Origin of the sequence: Chitinophaga sp., assembly GCF_039596135.1 — a bacterium.
In the GTDB taxonomy this organism is placed as follows: domain Bacteria; phylum Bacteroidota; class Bacteroidia; order Chitinophagales; family Chitinophagaceae; genus Chitinophaga.
Genome location: NZ_JBCNKH010000056.1, coordinates 1 through 25,497 on the forward strand (window position 1 = coordinate 1; position 25,497 = coordinate 25,497).

At 45.5% G+C, this 25,497-nt stretch carries 20 protein-coding genes; 9 read left to right on the forward strand and 11 right to left on the reverse strand.

All coding sequences use genetic code 11. The features are described from left to right. From ABDW16_RS24160 to ABDW16_RS24180, 5 genes are all read left to right on the forward strand, one after another. Positions 1–471 (forward strand): discoidin domain-containing protein (locus tag ABDW16_RS24160; protein WP_343673330.1); only part of this gene is annotated, 471 nt, incomplete at its 5' end. A 96-nt stretch (positions 472–567) separates the two neighbouring features. Beyond that, on the forward strand, positions 568–2,166 hold the full coding sequence (locus ABDW16_RS24165) for a hypothetical protein (protein WP_343673332.1): 1,599 nt from the start codon (positions 568–570) through the stop codon (positions 2,164–2,166). 145 nt (positions 2,167–2,311) lie between these two features. Continuing rightward, positions 2,312–4,732, forward strand: coding sequence for a hypothetical protein (locus tag ABDW16_RS24170; RefSeq protein WP_343673333.1), 2,421 nt, complete (start codon positions 2,312–2,314; stop codon positions 4,730–4,732). Between the two features lie 4 nt (positions 4,733–4,736). Next, a complete protein-coding gene (locus ABDW16_RS24175; RefSeq protein ID WP_343673334.1) occupies positions 4,737–9,191 on the forward strand; it encodes a TonB-dependent receptor plug domain-containing protein in 4,455 nt (1,484 codons plus the stop codon). Between the two features lie 115 nt (positions 9,192–9,306). Continuing rightward, positions 9,307–10,467: a threonine synthase gene (locus ABDW16_RS24180; protein ID WP_343673336.1), complete on the forward strand. Its 1,161-nt coding sequence runs from the start codon at positions 9,307–9,309 to the stop codon at positions 10,465–10,467. Here the strand turns inward: ABDW16_RS24180 and ABDW16_RS24185 are convergent. Further along, entirely contained in the window at positions 10,462–10,980 is a 519-nt protein-coding gene (locus ABDW16_RS24185) for a TlpA disulfide reductase family protein (RefSeq protein ID WP_343673338.1), read from the reverse strand. The genes ABDW16_RS24180 and ABDW16_RS24185 overlap by 6 nt on opposite strands. 26 nt (positions 10,981–11,006) lie before the next feature. On the opposite strand from ABDW16_RS24185, the gene ABDW16_RS24190 reads away from it, so the two are divergent. The 3 genes from ABDW16_RS24190 to ABDW16_RS24200 are packed head-to-tail and all read left to right on the forward strand — an operon-like array spanning position 11,007 to position 13,691. Beyond that, complete coding sequence (locus tag ABDW16_RS24190) at positions 11,007–11,390, forward strand: AraC family transcriptional regulator (RefSeq protein WP_343673340.1); 384 nt, start codon at positions 11,007–11,009, stop codon at positions 11,388–11,390. A 52-nt stretch (positions 11,391–11,442) separates the two neighbouring features. Then, positions 11,443–12,192, forward strand: a complete 750-nt coding sequence (locus tag ABDW16_RS24195; RefSeq protein WP_343673342.1) for an SDR family oxidoreductase — start codon at positions 11,443–11,445, stop codon at positions 12,190–12,192. Positions 12,193–12,248: 56 nt separating this feature from the next. Then, on the forward strand, positions 12,249–13,691 hold the full coding sequence (locus ABDW16_RS24200) for a cytochrome c (RefSeq protein ID WP_343673344.1): 1,443 nt from the start codon (positions 12,249–12,251) through the stop codon (positions 13,689–13,691). 45 nt (positions 13,692–13,736) lie between these two features. Here ABDW16_RS24200 and ABDW16_RS24205 read toward each other — a convergent pair whose 3' ends face one another. The 10 genes from ABDW16_RS24205 to ABDW16_RS24250 form a co-directional block, all read right to left on the reverse strand. Further along, complete coding sequence (locus tag ABDW16_RS24205; protein ID WP_343673346.1) at positions 13,737–14,753, reverse strand: cytochrome d ubiquinol oxidase subunit II; 1,017 nt, start codon at positions 14,751–14,753, stop codon at positions 13,737–13,739. Next, complete coding sequence (locus ABDW16_RS24210) at positions 14,750–16,072, reverse strand: cytochrome ubiquinol oxidase subunit I (protein WP_343673347.1); 1,323 nt, start codon at positions 16,070–16,072, stop codon at positions 14,750–14,752. Before ABDW16_RS24210 ends, ABDW16_RS24205 begins: the two co-directional genes overlap by 4 nt. An 82-nt stretch (positions 16,073–16,154) precedes the next feature. Then, the gene (locus tag ABDW16_RS24215; RefSeq protein WP_343673348.1) at positions 16,155–16,961 is read right to left on the reverse strand and encodes a DUF4249 family protein; all 807 of its coding nucleotides are present in this window, start codon (positions 16,959–16,961) and stop codon (positions 16,155–16,157) included. Positions 16,962–16,966: 5 nt separating this feature from the next. Further along, positions 16,967–19,288 (reverse strand): TonB-dependent receptor, encoded by a 2,322-nt coding sequence (locus ABDW16_RS24220; protein WP_343673350.1) that lies wholly within the window; start codon positions 19,286–19,288, stop codon positions 16,967–16,969. An 80-nt stretch (positions 19,289–19,368) separates the two neighbouring features. After that, a complete protein-coding gene (locus ABDW16_RS24225; protein ID WP_343673352.1) occupies positions 19,369–20,070 on the reverse strand; it encodes an ABC transporter ATP-binding protein in 702 nt (233 codons plus the stop codon). 11 nt (positions 20,071–20,081) lie between these two features. Next, the gene (locus ABDW16_RS24230) at positions 20,082–21,320 is read right to left on the reverse strand and encodes an FtsX-like permease family protein (protein ID WP_343673354.1); all 1,239 of its coding nucleotides are present in this window, start codon (positions 21,318–21,320) and stop codon (positions 20,082–20,084) included. Positions 21,321–21,323: 3 nt separating this feature from the next. Then, positions 21,324–22,418: an efflux RND transporter periplasmic adaptor subunit gene (locus ABDW16_RS24235; RefSeq protein WP_343673356.1), complete on the reverse strand. Its 1,095-nt coding sequence runs from the start codon at positions 22,416–22,418 to the stop codon at positions 21,324–21,326. Then, positions 22,415–23,722 carry a TolC family protein gene (locus tag ABDW16_RS24240; protein WP_343673357.1) on the reverse strand — a complete coding sequence of 436 codons (1,308 nt, stop codon included), beginning with the start codon at positions 23,720–23,722 and terminating at the stop codon, positions 22,415–22,417. The genes ABDW16_RS24235 and ABDW16_RS24240 overlap by 4 nt, the downstream gene beginning before the upstream one ends. Before the next feature lie 87 nt (positions 23,723–23,809). Next, positions 23,810–24,553 (reverse strand): LytTR family DNA-binding domain-containing protein, encoded by a 744-nt coding sequence (locus ABDW16_RS24245; RefSeq protein ID WP_343673359.1) that lies wholly within the window; start codon positions 24,551–24,553, stop codon positions 23,810–23,812. Beyond that, on the reverse strand, positions 24,550–25,194 hold the full coding sequence (locus ABDW16_RS24250; protein ID WP_343673360.1) for a histidine kinase: 645 nt from the start codon (positions 25,192–25,194) through the stop codon (positions 24,550–24,552). The genes ABDW16_RS24245 and ABDW16_RS24250 overlap by 4 nt, the downstream gene beginning before the upstream one ends. Before the next feature lie 177 nt (positions 25,195–25,371). Here ABDW16_RS24250 and ABDW16_RS24255 point away from each other — a divergent pair, with 177 nt between their 5' ends. Beyond that, positions 25,372–25,494, forward strand: a complete 123-nt coding sequence (locus ABDW16_RS24255; RefSeq protein WP_343673362.1) for a hypothetical protein — start codon at positions 25,372–25,374, stop codon at positions 25,492–25,494. The last annotated feature ends 3 nt before the right edge of the window (positions 25,495–25,497 follow it).

Genomic DNA, 25,497 nt, shown 5'->3' on the forward strand with positions numbered 1-25,497 from the left:
AACCCCGCCCTGGGCAGAAAGGTGACCATTGCTCAACCCTATGCTCCCCAGTATGCGGCGGCTGGCGATAGTTCGCTGACAGATGGCAGGATGGGTACCACCGCATTCAAGTGTGGTAAATGGCTGGGATTCAGCGGAAAAGACCTGGATGCTACCGTAGATATGGGTAGTACGACGCCGATGAAAAGGGTGATTGCAAGTTTCCTGTGTGACCCTAACAGTGGTATTTTCCTGCCAAAAGAAGTGGCGGTATATACCTCAAAAGACGGGAAGAAATTTAAACTGGCTGGCAAGGTCTTTAATAACAAAAATGTGCGGGGAGAGCCCTATTTACAACAGTTTAGCGTGCCGGTGAAAGGGAACGCAAGATATGTGCGGGTAACGGGCAAGGCCTTTGGAGCCATACCGGAAGGATATTTATTTGTCGGGTCCACATCGTGGTTATTTACCGACGAAATCCTTGTACAATAACACTTTAGCAAACGCTTCTGCTTTCCACAGAAGCGTTTTTCTTTTACATATTAAATAAAACTATCTATATTTGCCCCGTTATATACCTATGAAACAATGAAGAAATTTCTCCTGATTATCCAGTTCGTAATCATGCTGGCTGCAACAGCCTTTGCACAACTAACGACGGTTTCACAAAGCCCTCTTTTCAAAGAGCCGGTTTCTGGTTATGCCCGCATCCTGCACATGAAAAACGGATCTACCATTTTTCTGCAGGTCACCAGCAGAGATGGTCTTTATGTAGACATCTACGACGAGGACAATAAGCCCAAAGCACAGACTCACCTGAGTACAAACTTTGGTACCCTTCTTGGTAGCTGTGTCAATGCTTTGTTCGAGACCAACAATGACCTGGTGCTGTTTATCTCAGAAGTGGAATCCAGGCAACCTGTATTATACCGCATTGTCATCGATGGTAATACCGGTAATATCAAGAGAGATGAAAAAATAGCGATGACTAACCGTTACGCTTACTTTGCCCAGCCTTTCATCACCCAGTACGAGCCTGTGACTTCCTTCTTTGTACGCAGAGATCCAACCAGTGAAAACTATGCGCTGGTAGTACTGCATAACAATGACAGGACTGTAAACGGCAACCTGGAAGTAATCTGGTACAACGGTAATCACAAGGAGATTTCAAGAGCATACTATGCCAACAGCGATACCCGCTATAAAAATATCAACTACCTGGACATGGTTGTAATGGGCGATGAGAAAGTATGCCTCTTCGCACACATTTACAATCAGACTGAAGCCGGAGATAAAAAAGGTCAGCTCATCATGGCGACCCTTTCCAGGACCGTCGATACACTCACACTGGATAAACTGAATATAGGTGTAAAAAAAGTGATTGACAGCGGCCTGGTAAAATTTAACCCTGTTACCAAAAAGATCTTATTCATTGGCTACGCACATGCAGAAGCTGGCGACGAAGAAAAGTATGCAGGTATTTTTGGGTTCGTAGATCCCAGCAGGCAAACACCTGACCAGGAGATTGACATCTTCCCGGCCAAAGCCAATGAAAAAACAAAGGCTATTGCAGGCAGAGCCTACACCGGTATGCCGCAGAACATCTTTGTTCGCAGCGATGGAGGTTTCTCTATTGTATACGAAGAACTCACCCGCAAACAGGTAAAACCACTGAATGCCGCTTCATATGTATATTGCATCAAGGACTGGCTGGCAGTAGAATCATTCGACGTAAACGGACAGCCACAGTACACCTGCCTGATGCCAAGACATGCTGAGTTGCGTAACTGGGAAATATCTGCTTTCAATACAGAAAGAGTATCCCGTAGTGCCCAACCGCTCATTAAAGGAGAACAATACAGGGGCTATGCCTGCTTCCAGTATAAAGACAGGGTGTATGTAACACTGAATAATACGGAAACCAACATGAAGAAGGCTGCCAAAGGGAAAGCAGAGGGTTTCAACGCCGTGAGGGATACAGATGGATACTATTATATATGTGATGCCAGCAATGACCTGCCGGAATACAAACCGCTGTTCGGTCTTAATATTAACAAAGATGATGACGGCCATCCACTGGTGATGGGCGTCTCAGACTACGACACCGATAAAGGCAGGTTTGTGACCCTGAAAATGGATAAAACTGCCGAACACAGAGGTGTAAGAGTAGTATGGTTACAGCCCTGATCATAATCAATGCCCAACTTGAGTTCAACTGCCTGTTCAGCCGACAGGCAGTTTTTTTTGTCCCTACCCGGAAAAGTGCGGCATTTTTTTTTCCTACATTTATGCAATTCTGTTTTTTCCGGCATCATACTCCAAACTGAATACCTTGAGATATTTTTTACTCCTGCTATTGCTACCTGTTTTATCAACCGCCCAGACAAATGAGGATTATATCCGGCTAGTGAGAAAGGTAGATACTCCACGTACATTTTTTACATTGCCCCCAGGCAGTGCAAACAAGGATCTGATGCAAGTGCGGGGAGATCTTTCCGATCCCTCTTCCATACGCAGAATAGCCATCACCCGGAACCAGATTTTGGTAATTAACAACGTCAGAAGTCTCTCCTTTTCCGGCAATTTCAGCACCTCCGCAGCGGTTAGCCGGGCCAGCCGCCTCCCTGCCCTGCAGCAACAATATGCGCAGGGATTCGATAATCAATATAGGGGGCCGGAAACAGGTACCCTGTTCAGCTATGGACCTGCTATCTCCACACTTGAATACGATGGCAGCAGTTATGCCTGGGATAATAACGGGCAGCTGGTAGCCAAAGGCAGTGGCAACGGCAAGGCTGCCAATGTCTATAATAATAGTATCCTGAGAACGGGTATGACCCTGACTAACGATCTCTCACTCAAAGTGACCTATCATCCCTTAACCGGCAATAAATGGCAACTGGAAATAAAAGCCGGTCAGGAAAATGATAAAAGTATTATCAGGCAAAATGACAACCTGCGGCAGCACGCCGGGCTGGCGCTTAGCCATAATATTAAAGGAATGCAACTCTTCCTTAACTATGATTATGCAGCAGATCACTTTGACTACGCTAACCGGAATAGATTTTTGAACAGGGTATACCAGTATGCACTACTGACACCTGTAAGTTTTCAGAATGCACAGGGTACCATGATTGGTAATACGCAACGTAGTTATAGCAATGGGGCAGACAATCCCCTGTTTCTGCTACAGGATCATGATAATGACTATAACAGGCGATTCCACAATGCCAGTTTTAAAATTGAAAATAACACTGGACGAATAAAATATAGCCTGATACCATCCATTCAAAGCCATCGTACTACCAGTACAGAAGCCTATGCGCCTGGTACTACGGGGTTCCCGGATGGCAGCGTGACCCATAGGCAACAAAATGACCTGATTTTTCAGGCAAGAGGAAATGGAAGATATGATTTGCCGCGGATACTAAATTATAGAGTGGGTTCTTCGCTTGACCTGAGTTATAATTATGCAAATACGCGTACTGATATCAGGTATCAGCACCTACTGCCGGAATACAAATACAGGCGCATCACCCACGAACCGATTTTGTTTTATAACGCTGCACTATCCCCCCGTTCATATTGGGATCTTAACCTGGAAGTGGGCAATAAAGCTTATATCTCCAATACTGCTGACAAACAAAGCTACTGGTTGCCCAGCATTGCTATAAGCGGAAAAAAATCAATGCGGGTAGCTGACAAATGGCTTGCGGCGAGATTAATATCAAAGCTGCATCAATTCAACAGCGAATTACCCATCAATCAATCTGTAGCAGCGCTTACCCTATTCAATTATACACTAACAACACTGCCTGGTTTTCTGCCTGTAACGGAAATCAGCCACTATACAGGTTTACAGCCGGTTCATCACCAGGAATGGTCCAATGACCTGGAGGTTACTTATGGCACCTTCGCCATAGATGCCACCTATTATATACGCACCACCCATCATGATGTATTGCCCATCATCAGTAATAATACCATCCTGCTTCAAAACATGGTGAATCATGTGAACAAGGGATTGGAAGTACAACTCTCACATAATAAAAGTTTCCGGATTGGCGGCAGGTATACATACATCCGGAACAGCCTTTCGTTCACCACTTATAAAAACCGTGTTAAGTCTGTAACTGATGGCTATAACTATACTCCTACTGCTGGTCTCAGCGATGTATATACAGCTGTTGTAGCTGGTGCACCGTCCAATGTAATTGTTGGCAGCGCTTACCTGCGCGATGCCAACCACCAGGTTGTGACTGATGCAGATGGCAATCCTGTAGTGGACCCTCAGCTAAGAGTGCTAGGTAATCCCAATCCGGATTTCATGATGGCAATGAGCAACCTCCTGACAATTAAATCAGTTTCGCTCAACTTAAGCTGGCAATGGAAAAAAGGAGGAGAAAAGTGGAACGGTACCGCTGCCATGCTGGATTACTATGGACGCTCAGCCAGCTCTGCCCTGCAGCGAAAATCAGGAACTACCCCGCAAATACCTGTAGCGGAACACTACATAGCACGTGCAGATTATATTCGCCTCAATAATATATCGCTTTCGCTGGATCACAACTTTAGGGGATATGTGAACAAGCTGAAAGTAACGGCTTTTGTCCGGAACCTGCTGATCTGGACACCCTACAAAGGCGTGGACCCGGATCAGCCATTGCTGGAACAGGGTAACAGCACCGGCCTCGATTTGTTTAACCTGCCAGCAACTACCAATGCTGGTATTGAAGCCACCATTTTATTCTGATACTATGAAAAGGACAATACTCTCCATCATATATTGCTTACTCCTGCTGTCTGCACAGGCACAGGTGCAGGATTATGCAACATCAAAAGAAAAAGTGTACCTGCAAACCAACCACGTTTACTTTGTACCGGGTGAAACACTCTTTTATAAAGCATATGTAGTAGATGCGCAAAAAAATACGCCAACCCTGACCAGTACGATCCTCAATGTAGATATCATTAGCCCTACAGGCAGTGTACTGGCGCAACTGAAACACCAGATTAACATTGGTTATAGTGAAGGGGGCTTTACATTTGCAGGCGACTTACCCGGAGGCATTTACAAAATTAAAGCGTATACCACCTGGATGCAAAATGAAAAAGACAGTACATGGTTTACCAAATCTATCACCCTGCAAAAAGTGATTGCCCCCCGGTTGCTCCTGAAACTGGATTTTCCCGAAAAAGGCTATGGCCCGGGAGATACTATACGGGCAAAGTTTTCAGTACGTACACCTGACAATCAACCGCTACGAAACTATACCGGCCAGTTTGCCATCAGTATAGAAGGTAAGCCGTACAAGGCAGGCAATTTCAAAACAGATACCGCGGGCAAAGCAACGATCTGCGCTGTACTACCGGCTTCACTCAGTACGAGTGACGGGTTGCTCAATGTGACTATTACCAATGGCGGATTTACGGAGTCCATTTCCAGGAGTATCCCTATTGTTCTAAATAACATTGACCTTCAGTTCATGCCGGAAGGCGGTACCTTTGTAGATGGCCTGCCCACAGTATTAGCGTTCAAAGCGATCAACGAATATGGCAAACCTGTAGCTATAAAAGGTACGATTCGTGATGACAAAGATCAACAGGTGGCTACATTTGCAAGTTATCACGGCGGTATGGGCAGCATACCATTTACACCTGCTGCAGGCAGAAAATATTATGCACTCGTATCGAATAAAAAATATCCATTACCGTTATCCACCATTAATGGCATAGTACTAAACATGCTGTATAAGAACGGGCAACTGTATGCCAAAGTGAATACCACTGCTGCCGAAGACATTTCGCTGACGGGAACAATGCGGGAACATGTTTATTATACCACCAATGCCACGCTACACAGCGGTGCACAATTAATTAAGATCGATACTGCAGATTTCCCTACAGGTATAGCCAGGTTTACCCTGCGTGACAGCCGTCACCTCAAAGTGGCGGAGAGAGTTGTGTTTCTGAATAAACGCAATGCGCTACATGTAAACATCACAACTGACAAAACCAGTTACCAGCCAAGGGAAAAAGTAAAAATGACGCTCACCACCACGAATGCCAGCGGCCTGCCCATACCGGCAAATATGTCTCTCACAGTCATTGACGACAAGCTGTGGACCATGGCAGATGACAAGCAGGATCACATACTCTCATGGCTGCTCATGAGCAGTGAGTTAAGAGGTAAAGTAGAAGAGCCGCAGTTCTATTTTAAACAGGATGAGCCCAAAGCTGATAGTGCCCTGGACATGCTGATGCTAACACAGGGTTACCGGTACTTTGTATTCACTGATATTGTGAACAGCGGGAACCGGCTGACTTTTACGCCTGATAAATTGAATATCCTGAGTGGGGTAGTGACAGATAACAAAGGCATGCCTGTAAAAAGTAAGCTGTACCTGTTTAACCTGCGCATGAACACCGGTATAGAAAGGCGGACTACCTCCAATGGCCAATTCTTTTTTTCTGATGTAGATCCCGGCACTGAATATTGCCTGATGAGTGAAGCAGGCAACCACAGGGATACGCTCAAAATCAATATTTCGCAAAATGGTATTGGCTTTAACAAACAGGAAGCCGGCATGTACAAGCCGCTGAAAACAGGTCTGAAAGAAAGTATTGCAGCTTATCCTTCGCTGGTCATCAACGAGTCGAAATGGGGAGACGATAGTAAAGGCCTGAATGAGGTAGTGGTGGTAGGATACGGCACACAGACAAGGAGATCAGTAACCGGCTCTGTAACCACGATAAAAGAGGATGCACTCACAACACCCGGCTCAATAGCGTCAGCATTGGCAGGAAAGGTGGCGGGCATAAAGGTGCAGCAAGCCACCGGCAATCCCGGAGATGGAGTTAAGGTCCAGATTCGCGGAGCTAATACATTGGGTCCTGGTATCGGTCCATTGTACGTGGTAGATGGTGTTCCTATACAGATAAGCGATATTAACCTGTTAAATGCTAAAGATATAGCATCTATCACCATATTGAAAGATGCCTCCGCTACTGCCCTATTTGGTTCCAGGGCCGCGTATGGTGCCATACTTATTACAACCAAAGATAAAAAGTATACAGACAGGATTCATGTTCCATTGGGAAAAACGTACAACTATACCATTAAAAATATTAAAACGCCTACCCTCAACGAGATCTTTTCCCAGGTGCCCGTTTTTTATACACCCAAATACGTTACACCGGATACGGATGTAAAAAATGATTTCAGGGAAACCATCTACTGGAACCCCACCATACAAACAGACAGGAATGGCCAGGCCAGTGTGGAATTTTATAATTCAGATGCTAATACGACCTTTAGGGCTATCACTGAAGGTATTGGCTACAATGGTATTATTGGCAGGGCAGAACAAACCTATGCTGTACACGATGCATTGAGTGTGGATGCGAAAATTCCGCCTTATATCAACGCTGGTGACAATGTGAAGATTCCAATAGTATTGAAGAACTACAGCTATAACGACATTGTTGCAAATGTGCATATAGAATTACCACTAGGTTTGGAGGGTGATACCCAACTCAAAGAAGTGGCAGTGAAGAAAAATGGAGATGCCCGGCTGTATATCGCGGTAAAACCCAAATATGCGATGGCTGGCAATATCCGGATCCATGTAAATAACCAGACTATCTTCCTGCCATTTACTGCCGAAGAAAAAGCATTCCCCATGCACGTGGTCTTTTCCGGTAATCAGCCAATGGATACGTCCTTTACTTTTTCAGACGTCTCCGGGTATTTCAATCCGGAAATGTCACTGGAGTTACATACCGTGAGTGCGCAACTCATGGATGGTGTGAAGAGTATGCTTAGTGAACCACATGGCTGTTTTGAACAAACGTCCAGCAGCACCTATCCAAATATCCTCATTCTGCAATTGATGAAAAATGCCGCCAACCGCGATTATGAACTGGAAAAGAAGGCAAGGGCACTGTTGGAAAAGGGATACGAGCGACTCATAAAGTTTGAGACAGAAGAAAATGGATTTGAATGGTTTGGGAGGTCTCCTGCACACGTGGCACTTACTGCATATGGATTGCTGGAATTTACTGCCATGAAGGAGTTTATATCTGTAGACGATGGTATGCTGAGCAGAACAGAAGAATTCCTGTTGGACCATCGTGATGGCAGAGGCGCATTCAAACCAACAAAGGGAGGACTGGATGAGTTCCGCGCAGTACCACCTGAAGTTGCCGATGCCTATATTGTATACGCACTGTCGCAAACAAATGCCGGTAAACGGATTTCGCTGGAATATGCCACAACATTGAAAGCCGCGCAAAACAGCAATGATGGTTATCAACTGGCGATCATGGCACTGGCGGCAGACAACCTGCATAAAACGGATGATTTCAATGACCTGATGCAAAGGTTGGATAAGCTTTTCAAAGATGGCCAGTTAACCGCCCGCACAACAGTAGTCGGTTCACAAGGCATATCCCTATACGTTGAAACAATGTCCCTATATGCTATGGCCCTGATGCGCGAGCCTGCCCCCCGTAAGGCGCGGATCGCGCAACTGATCTCCGCCATCCTTGGCAAAAAGAGTTATTATGGATTTGGTTCCACACAAAGTACAATTATGGCATTGTCAGCGATGGTTGCTTACAGCAATATGGAAAAATCAGGATCAGACGATAAGGGAACTTTCATGTTGAATGGACATGCTATACAGCCGGGCGTAAGCGTATCCACCCTCCACCTGGCTTCAAATAACAAGAATAATTTCTCCGTGAAATACAGCAGCCGGGAAGGAATACCTTATACTTTCCGCTGTGATTATTTTACCAATACGCCGCCTACCAGTGATAAGGCTATTTTACAATTCCAGACCACACTTGGTTCACACAACGTGAAGGTGGGTGAAACAGTGAGAATGAATCTCAATGTTACCAATACCAGCCGCGATGCACAAGGTATGGCTGTAGTAAAAATCGGCATTCCGGGCGGGTTATCCGTACAACCCTGGCAATTGAAAGAATTGATGGACAAAGAACAGGTAGCATATTATGAAATCTTTGACAACTACCTGGTATTCTATTGGAGAGGCATGGATGCAAAGGAGACGAAGAAAATAGCGCTGGACCTGAAAATAGATGTACCCGGCTCGTACCAGGGCAAAGCAGGCGCAGGTTACCTGTATTACCAACCGGAAGATAAATACTGGCAACCGGGAGAAACAGTCGATATTATTCCTTAAAAGAGGGGGGCCTGAAGCCCTCCTTTTTTTGTATCAACAGCAATTAATTTGCAGTCGGAAAGCATACCTTTAGCCGGAAGATACTACCTTTGTTACCCACACCCCAATCAAGGCTATGCATATAACCCAACACAGCACCTCGCTCGCCACGGCTCTACAGTGCCCTCGTTGTGGCCGGTTATACAACATCGGGGATGTACAATCCTACGCTACCTGCTGTAATCAACCGCTTTTTACCCACTACAGGCTGGACCAGCCTTTGCACCAGGTTTTAGACATCAATTACCACACCATCTGGCGATACAGCCGGTTGCTACCCGTTTTTGAAGAACAAAACATCGTGAGTCTCGGTGAGGGTGGTACCCCACTGTATACCCTCTCTACCCTTAGCAATCAACATGATGTGAATATCCAGCTCAAGGACGAAAGCGTGAACCCCACCGGCTCCTTCAAAGCCAGGGGTATCAGCGTGGCGGTCTCCAAAGCCAAAGAGCTGGGTATCAACCATTGCATCATTCCCACGGCGGGCAATGCCGGTGGGGCACTCAGTGCTTATTGTGCCAAAGCGGGTATAAAAGCTACCGTGATCATGCCCCGCCATACGCCCCTCACCCTGCAGACGGAATGCCGGATGTATGGCGCAGAGCTCATTCTTGTGGATGGGCTGATCAGCGATTGTGGCCGGCGTGCCCAACAACTGGTGGCACAAACCGGTGGTTTTGATATGTCTACACTGAAAGAGCCTTACAGACTGGAAGGCAAGAAAACTATGGGGTACGAGATTGCCGAGCAATTGCACTGGCAGTTGCCTGATGTGATCATCTATCCTACCGGCGGCGGCACAGGGTTGATTGGTATGTGGAAAGCCTTTACAGAAATGAAGCAGTTGGGCTGGCTTACGGGCAAATTGCCCCGCATGGTAGTGGTACAGTCTGCAAATTGTGACCCGGTGGTGCAATTATTCCGGCAGGGAGCAATACCTACCGATTTCAGTGCTACGCCCTCCATTGCCTATGGACTGGCAGTACCTACACCATTTGCCAAAGACCTGATGATGGATGTATTGAGCCAGAGCAATGGCACAGCACTCACCGTAACGGAGACTGAAATCACGATCGGTATGCGCAGTATTGCGGGTACAGAAGGATTGTTATTATCGCCTGAAGGCAGTGCTACCTATATGGGCATGCAGCGACTGATCGCAGATGGATGGATACAGGAAGGAGAAAATGTATTGTTGTTTAATACCGGATCCTGGTATAAATACAGATCATAATTTGCTGTCGATCAGTTTCACCAGTTTTTCGAACTCCGCTTCTTCATAACCAAAGCTCTGATAGATGATCTTGCCTGCAGGATCTATTACTATATTCCTGGGAATACCGTTGGGTGCGAACAGGGAGAAGATACTTCTGTCCAGATCAGGCAACAGGGGAAAGGTAAATCCTTTCTTTTCTTTAAAAGGGTCCAGTTTTTCCCAACCTTCTTCCCTGCCGAATACGATAAAGGCAAATTTAGGGTTGTCTTTGTGTTTTTCCCAGATCTGCTTTTGCGCCAGGGGCAATTCCTGGTTGCAGGGCGGGCACCAGGTGGCAAAGAAGTTTATCAGTACATATTTACCTTTATAATCCCTGATATTGGCTTTTTTACCTTTTTCCAGCTCAAAGGAAAAGGAAGGCACCTGCTGACCGATAACGGTCCGGAAATCACCTATCGGTGGATCGGTTTGTTGGGCAAAGGTATGGAGGGAGCATATCCCCAGGGCTAAGATGAGAAAAGCGTGCTTCATGATTGACAAATATATAACTTTGTAGCATGCCTATTCCGGAAAAAATACTATCGCGCAAGGACGAGATCACGGCCGAGTTTATGCAACTGGTGGATGCACATGTGGATGACCTGCTACAGGGCCGGACCGAAGATCGCTACAAACCCAGTGACTTTGCAGCCCGCATGCACATTGCGCCGGTGCACCTGACAAACACGATCAAGTTAACATTGAATACCTCTCCATGTGAAATCATGGAAGACCGCCTCATCCTGGAAACGAAGAAAATGCTGGAAGAGACTGCACTCAGCGTAGCTGATATCGGGGATATATTCGGGTTCCGGGAACCGACCAACTTCAACCGTTTCTTTAAAAATCTGACAGGCATAACCCCATTACAATACCGCAAAAGCAAAATACTGAAGCATTGATCATTTTCGCCGGCCTGGTTGTTGATACCTTTGTTAAACAAAAATCGACATCATGATTGCATTTATCACCGGCGGCAGCCGTGGATTAGGAAAGGATATGGCACTGAGCCTCGCAAAAAAAGGCGTGGATATTATCCTCACATACAACAGTAATAAAACTGAAGCAGACGCGGTAGCTGCTGAAATACAAAAAGCAGGACAACGCGCAGCAGTATTACAATTGAATACGGCGACCGTCAGCTCTTTTGACAACTTCATCACTACATTTACAGCTGTACTGAAAGACACTTTTCAGGCTACACAATTCAACTATCTGATTAATAATGCTGGCATTGGACTGCACGCCAGTTTTGCAGAAACTACAGAGGCCCAGTTTGATGAGATTATGAATATCCATCTCAAAGGACCGTTTTTCCTTACACAGAAGTTATTGCCATTGCTGGCTGATGGTGGTGTAATTATCAATGTATCTTCAGGTCTGGCACGCTTTACACTGCCGGGTAGTTCTGCCTATGCAGCCATGAAAGGTGCAATAGAAGTACTGACCCGCTACCAGGCGAAGGAACTGGGTAGCCGGGGGATTCGTGTGAACACGATTGCTCCGGGTGCGATACAGACAGACTTTGGCGGTGGTGCGGTGAGAGACAATGCAGCGCTGAATCAAATGGTGGCTGCCAATACAGCATTGGGCAGGGCTGGTGTAGCGGAGGATATAGGCGAGGTTGTGGCATTCCTGTGTAGTGATCAGGCGAGATGGGTAAATGCCCAGCGCGTGGAGGCGAGTGGCGGGATGTTCCTGTAAAAATGTTGAAAGCTTCTGCAAATTGCAGAAGCTTTTTTTATAGCTTTAGGGCACCTATGAAACGAATACTACTTTTGAGCCTGTTGCTTTTGTCGGCCTGCAGCAGCAATAAACAAATTGCTACTTTTAACGGAAAACTAAAAGCTGAAAACCTTCCCACACAACTGGTTACTATCAGTACCAGCAGGGATAATTACATCCGTTTGTCCGGTGGTATCATTATCCAGGTACCAGCGAATACATTAAAAAATGCCAATGGAGATTCAGTAAAACTGGAAATTAAGGAAGCGCTCAAACTGGAGGAAATGATTGCTGCCGGCTTATATACGCTTAGCAATGGAGAACTGCTGGCCAGTGGAGGCATGCTGTACATCGCTCCCATGGCTGGCCAGGATGTGAAGATATTAAAACCTGTTAAAGTGATTGTACCTGCTGATGATATACGGGAAGGTATGCAGCTGTTCAAAGGTGAGGTGAAAGATTCGGCTATCAACTGGGTAGCCCCTCAACCACTTGAGGTGAGCAAGCCTGATACCAGACTCGCAAATGGGAAAACGCTATTTCAAAATAATTGCGCCCCCTGCCACAACACTACTAAAAAAATTGTCGGGCCACCACTCTTTGGTGCGATACAACGTTGGAAAAATGACACCACAGCGGTATACGAATTCACGAAAAATATGGCTGCGGCAATTAATAAGTATCCACAGGCTGCCTGTATTTACAATGAATACAGGATTTCAATGCCGGCTTTCCCGACCTTGACGAAAGAAGATCTTGACGATATATACAAGTATATACATGAGAAAGGAATGAATAAATTGGGGTGCATGCCCGCTGAATATGCTATCGGTACGGCCTGCGATAGTTGTGATTATATCCGGAAACTGGCCGATTCCCTTCATTATATGGACGGCGGACTGACAGATAGCTCCAAAGGTAACGTAGCAAATACCGTCATGCCAACCATCTCAAATAGCGTAATACAACCACCATCAGTTTATTATTCATTTGAAATTTCGGCCTTTGGATGGTTCAATGTAGATCTGTTTCTGTCAAAAAATCAACAGGTCGGATCTTCAACACTGAAAGTCATTCTGGGAGGATTGACCTCTCCCACACTTTATCCGGTGATGGTTATTCCTTCCTGGAAAATAATTCAGCCAGGTAATATTTCATCAAATGGTAGTTATTTTTACTTTTTCAAGAAAGAAGATGGCAGCATTCAATTACCAACGAATGAACCGGGTTATATTTTCGTATTGGGAGAAAAGGGTGATACGTTACGGTTTGGCATCATGAATTTTGTAACTGGAGGAGATCAAACTATAAAGATCAATATTCAGAATAGTGATAAAGAAACAGTAGAAGCAGCAATAGGTCGTCTAAAACTGCAAGATGTAAAGGTAAACATAGGAAAAAATAATGTTTCCCAATTGAAACTGGAGCTGGATGGGTTAATAAAGAGACATCCGGGGTGTAATTTCAGTGAAAAGTAAGCATTAAAAAAGGGAGGAACATTTCACCATTGTCCCTCTCTTTTTTTAATGTTCTATCGCATCGCTCTTTCTGAAACTATACAACAAATAGAACAACGCAGGCAATATCAATATACTCCCCAGCAACAAAGCCATTGCCAGTGAATGAATCGTCTTCTCCTGCCCGGCATGTTCCAGCAGAGACAAATACCTACCCCCCTTTAGGATCACAATATTCGGATAATGCCGGATCGTAATCGCCAGCAGGATCATCGTAACCTGGAAACCAGCCAATACACGTATGATGATAACCTTTCCTTTTTTCAACAACAAATACCACAACAGTACCAGCGATAATACCGCTGCAATGATGGCAATAATCCCAATCGGGTTGTCAAACATCCATTTGTCCAAAGGAATATTCTCTGCATGTGCAGCCCAGAATACCAATGCCCCGAAAACCGCAGCCGCCACATTCATCTGCCGGGCCTTCCTGATAAATCTTACACGGCTGTTATCATCATTCGTTTCCCCGATAATGAAGATAGCTGCCAGGTAACCACAGATCGCTACTGTAAAAAATCCTACTGTTACAGAAAACCAGTTGAACCAGGTATATACATATGCATGGAGAAAATCGTTCGCTCCCGGATCTATTCTGCCAGATACTGCACTACCTGCAATCACGCCTAAAAAGAAAGGCGTCACAAAACTGGAATATACAAAGATGCGGTTGTATACCTTCTGCATATTATCTTTCACCGCATCGTAATGCCTGAATGTAAATGCTGTACCACGGGCAATAATGCCAAAGAGCATAATCACCAACGGTATATGCAGATGCGTAGATACAGTTGTATATATTTCCGGGAAGCCTACAAACAATACCACGATGGCAATGATCAGCCACATGTGGTTTGCTTCCCAGATAGGCCCAATGGCCTGGTACATAGTATTGCGGGTATATGCCTTGTTCTTTTCCGAAGTAAATAATTCAATGATCCCTGCACCAAAATCAGCTCCGCCCAGCAATATATACAACAGGATGGCAGCCCATAAATAAGCCATTACTACAAATATCATAAAGCAGGAGTTTGAATATCATAAATTTCAGGTACCATCCGAATCTGTCTGTACAACAGGAAAGTCACGATCAGGGACAATGAAATGTACACTGCCGTAAAGATGTAGAAAGAATACACAATTCCCGGCATAGGTGTCACCGCATCAGCAGTACGCATTACTCCATTGATAATCCATGGTTGCCGGCCCACTTCTGTCACCGTCCATCCGGCTTCTACAGCAATGAATCCCATCGGGGTGGCAATGACGAACAGGCGTAGCAACCAGGGCATTCTAAGCCAGCTCTTTTTCCTGAAGATGGCTACAAAGTAACAGACGGCTATTAACAGCATCACCATCCCCAATCCAACCATGACCTGGAAAGCGTAGTGGGTAATCGCTATGGGTGGCTGATCATTTTCAGGTACCTGGTCCAACCCAGTTACAGGGGTATGGAAATCACTGTGCACCATGAAGCTCAGTAAACCGGGTATTTCAACCCCGTATTTCACTTCTTTCGCTACCGGGTCAGGAATACCACCAATCACTAACGGAGACGCTGCTTCTGTCTTAAAATGGGCTTCCATAGCCGCCAGTTTAGCGGGCTGCCTGCGGGCTACATCCTTTGCCGAAATATCTCCGCTCAGCGGTTGCAGTAGTGCTGCAACACAGGCAAATAACGCAGGTATTCTGAAAGCGGTAGTATGGAAAGCGATGTTTCGTCTTCTTAAGATCATGAGGGCATGAATGCCGGCTACCGCAAAACCGGTGGCGGCAAATGCTGCGATGCACATATGGAGTGCCTGTGAAAACCAGGCGTCGTTGAACATCGCTTTGATAGGATCTATGTTCAGGTATTGTCCATTAATGAAATCGAATCCTGCAGGGCTATTCATCCAGGCATTCGCGGCGACTACGAGGATACCGGACACTAACCCACTGATGCCTACCACTACGCCGGTAATCCAATGGAACCAGGGATTGAATCGCCCCCATCCATACAGGAAGAAACCAAGGGCGATGGCTTCGATGAAAAAGGCGGTACCTTCTAAAGAAAAGGGCATGCCGAAGATAGGGCCGGCGTGCTTCATAAATTCCGGCCAGAGAAGGCCGAGTTCGAATGAAAGTACAGTACCGGAAACGGCTCCGGTGGCGAAGAAGATGGCAACGCCCTTGCTCCAGGCACGGGTGATATTCTTATAGACATCATTGCCTGTGCGGATGTAAAGGAAATGGGCTACGGCCATAAAAAATGGCATAACCATGCCTATACAGGAGAAAACAATATGAAAACCTAACGATAAGGCCATTTGTGATCTGGCCGCTAAAAAATCGTTCATTGGCGCGATGAATTATTACGGCTCAAAGCTACTAAATCTACGTTACGGGGGGATGATAAAAGTCATGTTAGACTTTTCTGCCCTAATCGGCAATAATCGACCTTGTCTGCACACTATGTGCACTAAAATATCCCAGCGCTCCCCCTTTTATATTCGTCACCGGGTTTGCCGGCGTAGCACTCTGCCCCTCTCCTGTCGCACCTGCGTCCAGACTATACCAATATTTATATACAGCAGCCTCTATACACTGCATCTCTATCTTTACGGTATCTCCTGTTTTAATCTGCTTATCCTCGTCATCACTATCACTGCTAAACGATACCAGTTGTATACTCAAATTCTTCCCATCTGTATTATCATCATTCCTTACAAATATTGTTTTCTCCTGCACCCCGTTATGCCACTCCACAAAATGATAAGAATTCCCTTTCCCCTCCGGATCTGTATAATACACCGCCGGTACCCGCCGGCTCTCTCCAAACACGACCCTGGTCTGCAGGTTCAGACTATCAAAATACACCTCATGCGGCATGGTGGACACAGCCGTGAATGTATCTGTTCCCAACTGTACATACATACTATATGTATGCCCTACCTTTCCTTTAAATCCCGTGGTGGTATACACACCTGCTGTAGCAGTTTCCTGCAACTCATATTCCACCGCATTGTCTGCTGTAATAGTCACCGTGGCGCCACTCACTCCTTCAAATGCATTCCCCTCATCAAAGTTCTTCGTCTGTGAAATTTTTACACTCACCCCATTCACCTGGTCGGTTACAATCCCCTCTATCACATATTTCTTTGCCGCATTATTCAAATCAATATCTATCACCTTCTGACAGGCGCTAAAACAAACTATTACGATCGCGATATACAACAACTGTTTCATCTTCACTAGAATTTAAAGTTGTATGAAATAGAAGGTACAAACCTAAACAACGACGTTCTCACGGCCTCCGTCTTATTTGGATCATCCTTGCTCTGCCTGAATGTAATGGTATACGCATTCTCTCTGCCATACGCATTATACAGGCTAAAAGCCAGTTCTGAAGAATACCTGCCCCGTTTGTGCAACTGTTTTGTTGCTCCCAGATCCAGCCTGTGATACGCCGGCATACGATATCCATTTCGTTCCGTATAGTAATAATACACCGTATTATTGATCACGTATTTGCCACTCGGAAAGGTAACCGCATCTCCTGTATAATAGACCCAGCTGGCACTCAGCGACCATTTGTCATTCAACTGGTACATACCTACCACTGCGATATCATGGGTTCTGTCCTGCCTCGCATTATACCAATTCCCATTATTAATTCCGTCTATTTTCCTCTGTGTTTTTGACAAGGTATAGCTCACCCACCCGTTTAACCTACCTGCTTTCTTTTTCAGCAACCACTCTATGCCATATGCACGCCCTTTCCCAAATAACAATTGCGTTTCTATAGCATCATTATTCAGCACGTCAGCCCCATCCCTGTAATCGATCTGGTGCTGCATGGTCTTATAATATGTTTCTACCGTTAACTCATACTTATTCCCACCCAGGTTTTTATAATACCCCAACGAAACCTGGTCAGATATTTCAGGCTTAATAATATTTGTGCTCGCTACCCAACGATCCGTTGGACTGGAAGAGGTACTGTTTGATATCAGGTGCAGGTTCTGCACATTCCGTGCATAAGAAGCTTTTACAGAAGAAATATCTGTCAGCTTATAACTGACCGCCAGCCGGGGTTCCAGGTTGATATATGTTTTTACAAACTCCCCGCTTTTGTAATGTAAGGTATCCAGTATATTCCCATCGGCATCTATATTAAAAAAGTCACCGCCACCCAGTATGCTGAATGCAGTGAGCCGTGCGCCATAAGACAAATCCAGTTTATTCGTTGCCTTCCATACATCAGATACATACACCGCATTCTCCCAGGAATACCGTTGCTGTAACCGTGATGAATTAAAATTAGACGACTGTGTAGAAGTGATTTCGCCGGGCCGCATGGTATGATAAATCGTATTGAAACCAATACGCAGGTTATGTCGCTGGCTGATATAATATTGTAATTCTTCCTTCAGGTTCCAGTCACGGATCTGCGAGAAGATGTTCACATCATTTGCGCCACTCTTTACATTGATCTTATAATTGTAATTGCTAAAAATCAGTGAGGTATTGGAAAACATTTTGCTACTGTAAATATGATTCCATCTCAGGGTACCCGTTCCATTTCCCCATTTCAAACCAAAGTTATTACCCACTACCAGGTTATCAGCCCCAAAATACCCGGAAGCAAACAGGCGGTCCCGTTTGGTCAGCTGATAATTCAGCTTGGCATTGAGGTCATAAAAATATAAGCTGTTATTTTTGATAGAAGAGTCATTAGACAAACGCAGGAAAAGATCCACATAGGTTCTTCTGGCAGAAACGAGGAAAGAAGATTTATCCTTTTGCAAAGGGCCTTCGATATTTACTTTGGAAGAGATCAACCCAATGCCGCCGCTCACGTTATATTCCTGGTTATTTCCGTCGTTCATTTTAATATCCAGTACAGACGAGAGCCGGCCACCGTATTGAGACGGCATGCCTCCCTTATATACCGTCACATCCTTGATGGCATCAGAATTAAATGTAGAAAAGAAACCAAACAGATGTGAAGCATTGTACACCGGTGCTTCGTCCAATAAAATCAGGTTCTGGTCTGCCGCACCACCTCTCACATAGAAGCCACTGTTACCATCGCCGGCTGATTTAATACCCGGTAGTAACTGAATCGTTTTCAATACATCCTTTTCCCCCAACAGTACCGGAATGTTTTTCATCTCCTTTGTAGTCAGCTGCTCCATACCCATCTGGGGGGTATTCAGATTACGCTGCTTGCCACTCGCTGTAATCGTCACTGACTTCAATGATTGTGCAGCATCGTCCAGCGCAATATTCCTGACCGTATGCTGTGTAAGCGCCACCTCCTCCTGTACCGGCTGCAAACCCACGGTACTGAACTCTATGGTATAGGTACCTGCAGGCAGGGTAAGGGAATAAAAACCGTACTCATTGCTGACAGTTCCGATGGATTGACCCGCTACGTGCACAGTAGCACCAATGATGGTTTCCCCCGTTTTTTTTGATCTGATGGTTCCGCTGATAGTAAATTTCGCCTGTGCAATCGCTCCCAAACATGACAATAACACACAACAGGTAGTGATAAGAGACTTAACCATATTCGTTGTTTGGGTAGTACATCCGCGTCCGGAAGTATTACCTATCGGGTTTATTTTTTCAAGGCTTCCTGTTGCAGCTCCTATTTCCCAAACTCCTTAGCGGTAGAAACGATTACGCCATCCTGCATTTCAATTGTACGGTCAGAGCGTTCTGCGAAATCATTGTCGTGGGTCACTGCTATGATCGTCTGGTTATATTCGTGCGCCAGTTGTTTAAATGTGTCAAATACGATTTGTGAATTCTTTGAATCAAGGTTTCCTGTCGGCTCATCCCCCATTATGATCAGGGGATCATTAATCAGCGCCCTGGCAATGGCGACCCTTTGTTGTTGCCCTCCTGATAACTTGGAGGCCGGTTTCAGTGCCTGATCCTGCAGCCCCAGCAGGGTCAGTTTCTGGTAAGCCCGTTCCTCTATTTCCTGCCTGGAATACTTTCCTAACCGCAATGCCGGGATCATCACATTTTTCAGACAGCTAAATTCGGGTAAAAGATAATGGAACTGAAATACAAATCCAATCTTCTCATTCCGCAGGGCGGCCAGGCTATTTTGCTTTTGGCCGGTGGTCAGCTCCCCATGGATGTGCAATTTACCCTCATAATCAGTATCCATTGTGCTCAATATATACAGTAAAGTGGACTTTCCACTCCCCGATTTACCTACCAATGTTACAAATTCTCCTCTATAAACTTTAAAAGAAATATCATTCAGCACCCTAAATTTTACCGGGTCGTAAAAATACTTCCCGATCTTTTCCGCTTCCAGCATGAGCTCTCTTTGCATAGTCGTAATTTTTACCGCCTGAAAATAGATACCGGGTCTACGTTTGCCGCCTTCCGGGCTGGAATATACCCTGCACCCAGGGTCACGATCAGTCCGAATATCAGCCCCCTGAAAAATACGGGCCATTCAAAGTGAATGGGAAAATAACCAATATCCCCGCCCACATAGGTGCGGGACAACTGAAATACCAGGAATGCCGCCAGCAATACCCCGATCAGAATCCCAATCATCCCGATAATCATGGCCTGCTGTACAAAAATGCGTACTACATCACTCCCCCTGAACCCCATGGCCTTCAGAATGGCTATATCATTGATTTTCTGGCTGATAGTCATATTCAGGATATTGTAAATACCAAACCCCGCCACCAGCAGGATGGAAAGGGAAATCACGGTGATCATGATCCGGCGCACATTGGCAGCCGCCACCAGGGTGGCATTGGCCGCTTTCCAGTCCTCCGCTTTGTAGCCGGTGAGAGCTGAAAAGTTTGCTGAGTAGTTAGGAGCACTATCCGGGTTGGTGACCGAAACATTGATATCACTCACATAATCAGGCCCTTCCTGCAGGAGTTGCTGGGCAGCGCTAATATTTATGTAGGATTTCGTCTTGTCAATCTGGGAATTGTTGGACTGAAATAGACCCACCACCTTCATCACCTTGGTCACATTCCGCGAAGAGGTAATGGAAATATTGTCTCCCGGCCGCACACTCATTTTGGCTGCAATGCCTACACCCAGCAGTATACCATTCGGCGTATTCTTCAGGTCCTGGATAGAACCTTCCACCACAGTAGCCGCAATGTCGAACATCTTATCAGCCTCAGCAATCCTTACACCATAAGCACTACCGGTGATCTGGGATTTACCATTATTGTAAAACACACTGACGGTGACCTGGGGCGTAACCAGCGTCACATCCGGCTGCCGTACCAGCAGGGAAATAATCTTCTCAGGATCCACAATCTTGTCACTCTCAGGTACTACACTGGGATTAATGATCACAGGAATATTTTTCCCTTTCTCTGCCAGCAAAGGCAGGCTCATCACCTCATCTTTATACACCCGGATATGGGCAGTACTTCTAAATACCAGCTCTGACGATTTCTTGTCAAAGCCCACCATCATCGAGTTCATGAAGATGTAAATGGCAATCCCGATCGTCACACCCAATGCCGCTACCAACGTCAACCTTTTCTTGGTGACGATGTAGGTCATGGAGATCTCGGAATCGATATTATGACGGTATCTCATCACTTATTTTTTTTCAGGTACCAGTTCATCGTTTTCTGTCAGGCCACTGGTCACTTCTACCCAGTCATTGGAAATAACACCGGTCTGCACTACTACCGGTCCTCTTCCTTTCAAATTCACCTTATTGCCGTAGGCCAGAAAGCTGCGTGGTATGACCAGTGCATTTTTCTTTTCACCTACGATGATGTTAGCTTCCAGTTGCGTACCGGTGATCCTGAAATCCAGGCTATCTGTGAAATATGCTTTTACGATGAACGACTGGCTGGCAGATTCAAAGGATGGCAGGATTTCGTGCACGATGCCTTTGTAGATATGCCCTTTGTTGGTGTTCAACTGAATGGCGGCTTCCTCTCCTACCTTTACCCGTGCCATATTAGTTTCATCTACATTCAGGCGGGCGTAGATGAGGTGCGGATTGGCGATCACCGCTATCACATCTCCTTTGCGCACATAATCGCCCAGTTGTTTTTTCTTCTCGTATATCTGTCCGCTGATCACAGCTTTGATCTGGTTTTGCCCTTTGATCACCTTATTCACTTCACTCATGGAGCGCTGTGTTACTTCCTGTTGTCTGGCAGCTACCAGCTGTGTGTTATACTGATCTTCCAGTGCTTTCAGGTTGGCCTGTGAGGTAGCCAGTGTCAACTGGATATTTTCATATTCCAGTTTGGATACACTATTGCTTTCCATGAGGCGTTTGTACCTGTCTGCCTGTAGTTGGTCCAGCCGCAGTTTTTCCCTGGCAGCAGTGATATTGGCGCTGATCTGTTGCAAAGCAGGCGCTGTGGGCAGGGTATTCTCCCTGGCAATGTTGTGGAGTGCACCAGCGCTTTGTGCATTGATAATATTCTGACTATTGTCAATTACGGCCAGTAGCTGACCGGCATTGACCAGATCACCTTCTTTAAAATCGAGTTTGATGAGATAACCATCTGTTTGCGCAGTGAGGTTGTTCTGGTCATCGGCTTCCAGCACACCGGAGGCAAATACCATTTCAGTCAGGTCTTTGTGCGCAGGTTTAACAGGGTCGGTTTTCTGACCACAGGCAGAAAAGATCAGGCATGCAGTGAAGATCCCAATAGTTTGCTGTATGTTCATTTGACAATATTATTAATCATGATCTTTGATTTTGCATAGTCGCTGTTGGCCTGTTGGGCTACAGCATTCAGACTGTTATTCAGCCAGTCGTTAAAAGCGGTGAACAGGTCGGTGGCGGAGAGAATTCCTTCTTTATAGATATTCAGGTTTTTGTAGTAAGAATCTTCTTTGAGGGCAGCAATTTCACCAGCCAGGCGGGCGCTTTTAAAAGCCTTCTGGTATTCCAGCTGCAATTGCTGGTTGTTCACACTATCCTGGCGGGCAGCATGTTCAAAATTGTTCTTTGCCACAGCAACGTTGATACGATCATAGCGCACAGCGGCCACCTTACCTACATCCGGTATGATGGGTATGGCCACTTTTACACCTATATAGTTGCTGTTAATCCACCTGCTGCCATCAAAAGGATGGTTGTTGGTATTCTGCTGCCATCCCAGGCTGCTGAAGAGCGTAACTGTAGGCAGGAACCAGCGCTTATTGGCCCGCAGGTCTGCTTCCTGGTATTTTAACTGCCACTCTGATTGTAACTGCGTGAGGTAACCGGTGGCAGTAAGACTGGCATCGAAGTTACCCTGGTCAGCAGTTTCCTCAATGGCGACAGGTGTATTGGGATCCATATCACAGAGTAGTTTCAGGCTGCTGTATTGCTCTTCCAGGTTCACTTCCAGTTGTTGCAGTTTGTCCCGGATCGATAACTGATTGGCTTTTGCATTGTTTACATCCTGCTGCCTGGCAATGCCTTCCTGCTGTTTGTTCACCATGATGGTGGTGAGGGTATCTGCATTATCAAGACTATTCTTTGTAACCCTGATCTGCCATTGATAAGAGAGGATATTGTAATAAGCACCCGCCACACTTTCGTACAGGTTTTTCTTATTGAGCAGGTTGGTGGCATGAGTTACCTGTTCGCTGGCGCGGGCAGTTCTCACCTGCGCCATGGAATAGGGATTGAGGATGTCTATCTGGGGTGCAAAGTTAGCGCTGGTTACATATTGCTGGCCAAAGGTCACCTGCCTGTAAGTTCCCGAAGGGCCTCCAAAGATCTCTGCAGGGATAAAGGTGACTCCCAGTTTGGTATTGTCAGTACTTGTCAGGTTTGCATCGCCTTTCAGCTTCCACTTGTCCAGCTTTGCCGCCAGGGTTTGATATTTGTTCATCAGCACCTGTTGGGTGGCGTTTTTGAAGGTGACACTATGCGCATCAGCGTAGGCAAAGACTTCATTGAGAGAGCGAAAGGTTAATGTGCCCTGGGCTCCTGCTGTCAGACTACAACTAATGAGAAAAATGATTAAAATCCGGCACATCAGGCATTTGTTTACGAAAGCAAATATTCAAAACAATCGGCAACTGTAAAAATCGGGTTGGCTGAGTTAGACAAAATGGAGGATGGATTAGTCTTTTGTAAGCCATTCCAGGAACTCAGTGGCTTTTTCTTTCCTGATGGTCACTGCTTCATTGTATTCCACGAGGAGGTTCAGTAACAATTTCCTGCCCAGGGATTGAGATACATCGCGGATGGCCTTCCTGTTCACAAGGTGCTGCCTGTCTGCCCGGTAAAAGCCGGGGCCAACGGTGGCTTCCAGTTCATCGAGTGGCTGACTGATCATATATTTATGTTGCTCAAAATCGATGAGAGATACCTGCCCATACTGGATGTAAAATAAAGCGATATCTTCTGTTTTAATGGGAATGATTTTATCCCGCAGGCTCACCAGCAGCCGGGAAGTAGCCGTGGGTTTCTGCAATAATTTAATAATGGTGTTATAGTCTGGCGAAATGCTCTGGCGCAGGCTTTCATAATGCGTGATAGCGTCATTGATAGCAGCTTGTCCAAAAGGTTTCAGTATATAGTCAATGCCATTATTTTTAAATGCCTGAATGGCGTATTCATTAAAGGCGGTGCAGAAGATGACAGGTACATTGAGTTTTAGCTGATGAAAGATTTCAAAACTCAGGCCGTCACCTAACTGAATATCGCTAAAGACCAGCTGGCAGGTGTTGGTTTCAAACCAGGACAGGGCTTGCTTTACAGAAGGAAGAATTTTTATGATAGTCCATTCTTTGCGGGCGGTGAGAATATAATGTTGTAATTCTTCTGCAAGGTTCTTTTCATCTTCAATGATTACTACATTCATTTGCGAATCATTTTTATACTTACACTAAATGTTTCCCCATCGTTATTGACAGTAACAGTTTCATTATAAAGAAGGCGATATCTTTCTTTCAGGTTTTGCAGTCCTGTTTTGGAAGACGCTTCCAGTAAGAAACGCGGCTGAATATTGTTAGTTACCTGCAAAACAGTATCATGATGGGTAACAGATATTTTCAGCGGTTCGTCTTCAGTCATGGTATTATGTTTCACGGCGTTTTCCACGAGAATGAGGATGGCGAAGTAAGGTACATAATAGTTAAGGAATTTCTCGTCGATCTGTGCGTCAAACTGCAGGGCGGTATCGAAGCGCATTTGTTGCAGGGCAATGTAGTCCGCACAGAGCGCCAGTTCTTCTTTGACAGTGATGGTATCAGATCGTTTTTTTTCCAGGCCCAGGCGCAGGAAGCTGGATAATTTTACCAGGTATTCGTCAGCAATGGCGGGATCTTTCCGGATCAGGGCTTTGGCAGTACCGATAGAGTTGAATAAGAAATGTGGATTCAGCTGGTTATGCAATACTTCATACCGGGATTGCAGGTTGGCGAATTTTAATTGTTCATTTTCAATGTCTAATTTCTTTTTGCTCCTGTTTAATAATATCACCACAGAAATAATATAGACCATGGAATTGACAGCGATGATATTAACGATCCTGAAAATGAAGAAGGATGTTTGGGAAAAAAATATATTTATATTATGTCTCCTGCTTACTAGATAAGTAATAGACGTAAGGGAAATCATAATGAATGTAGAAATGAAAAAACGGGTTCTATGCAGGCGTGTTCTTCCGATGAGGAAAATATGAAACGTCCAGGTGATAAATATACCGACGGTAGCGGCGGGAAAAGCGATCCACATGTGACTGGTATCAACATTTCTGACCAGGAATACGGGGGTGACCAGCAGCATCGCAATAAGCGGTGAGGT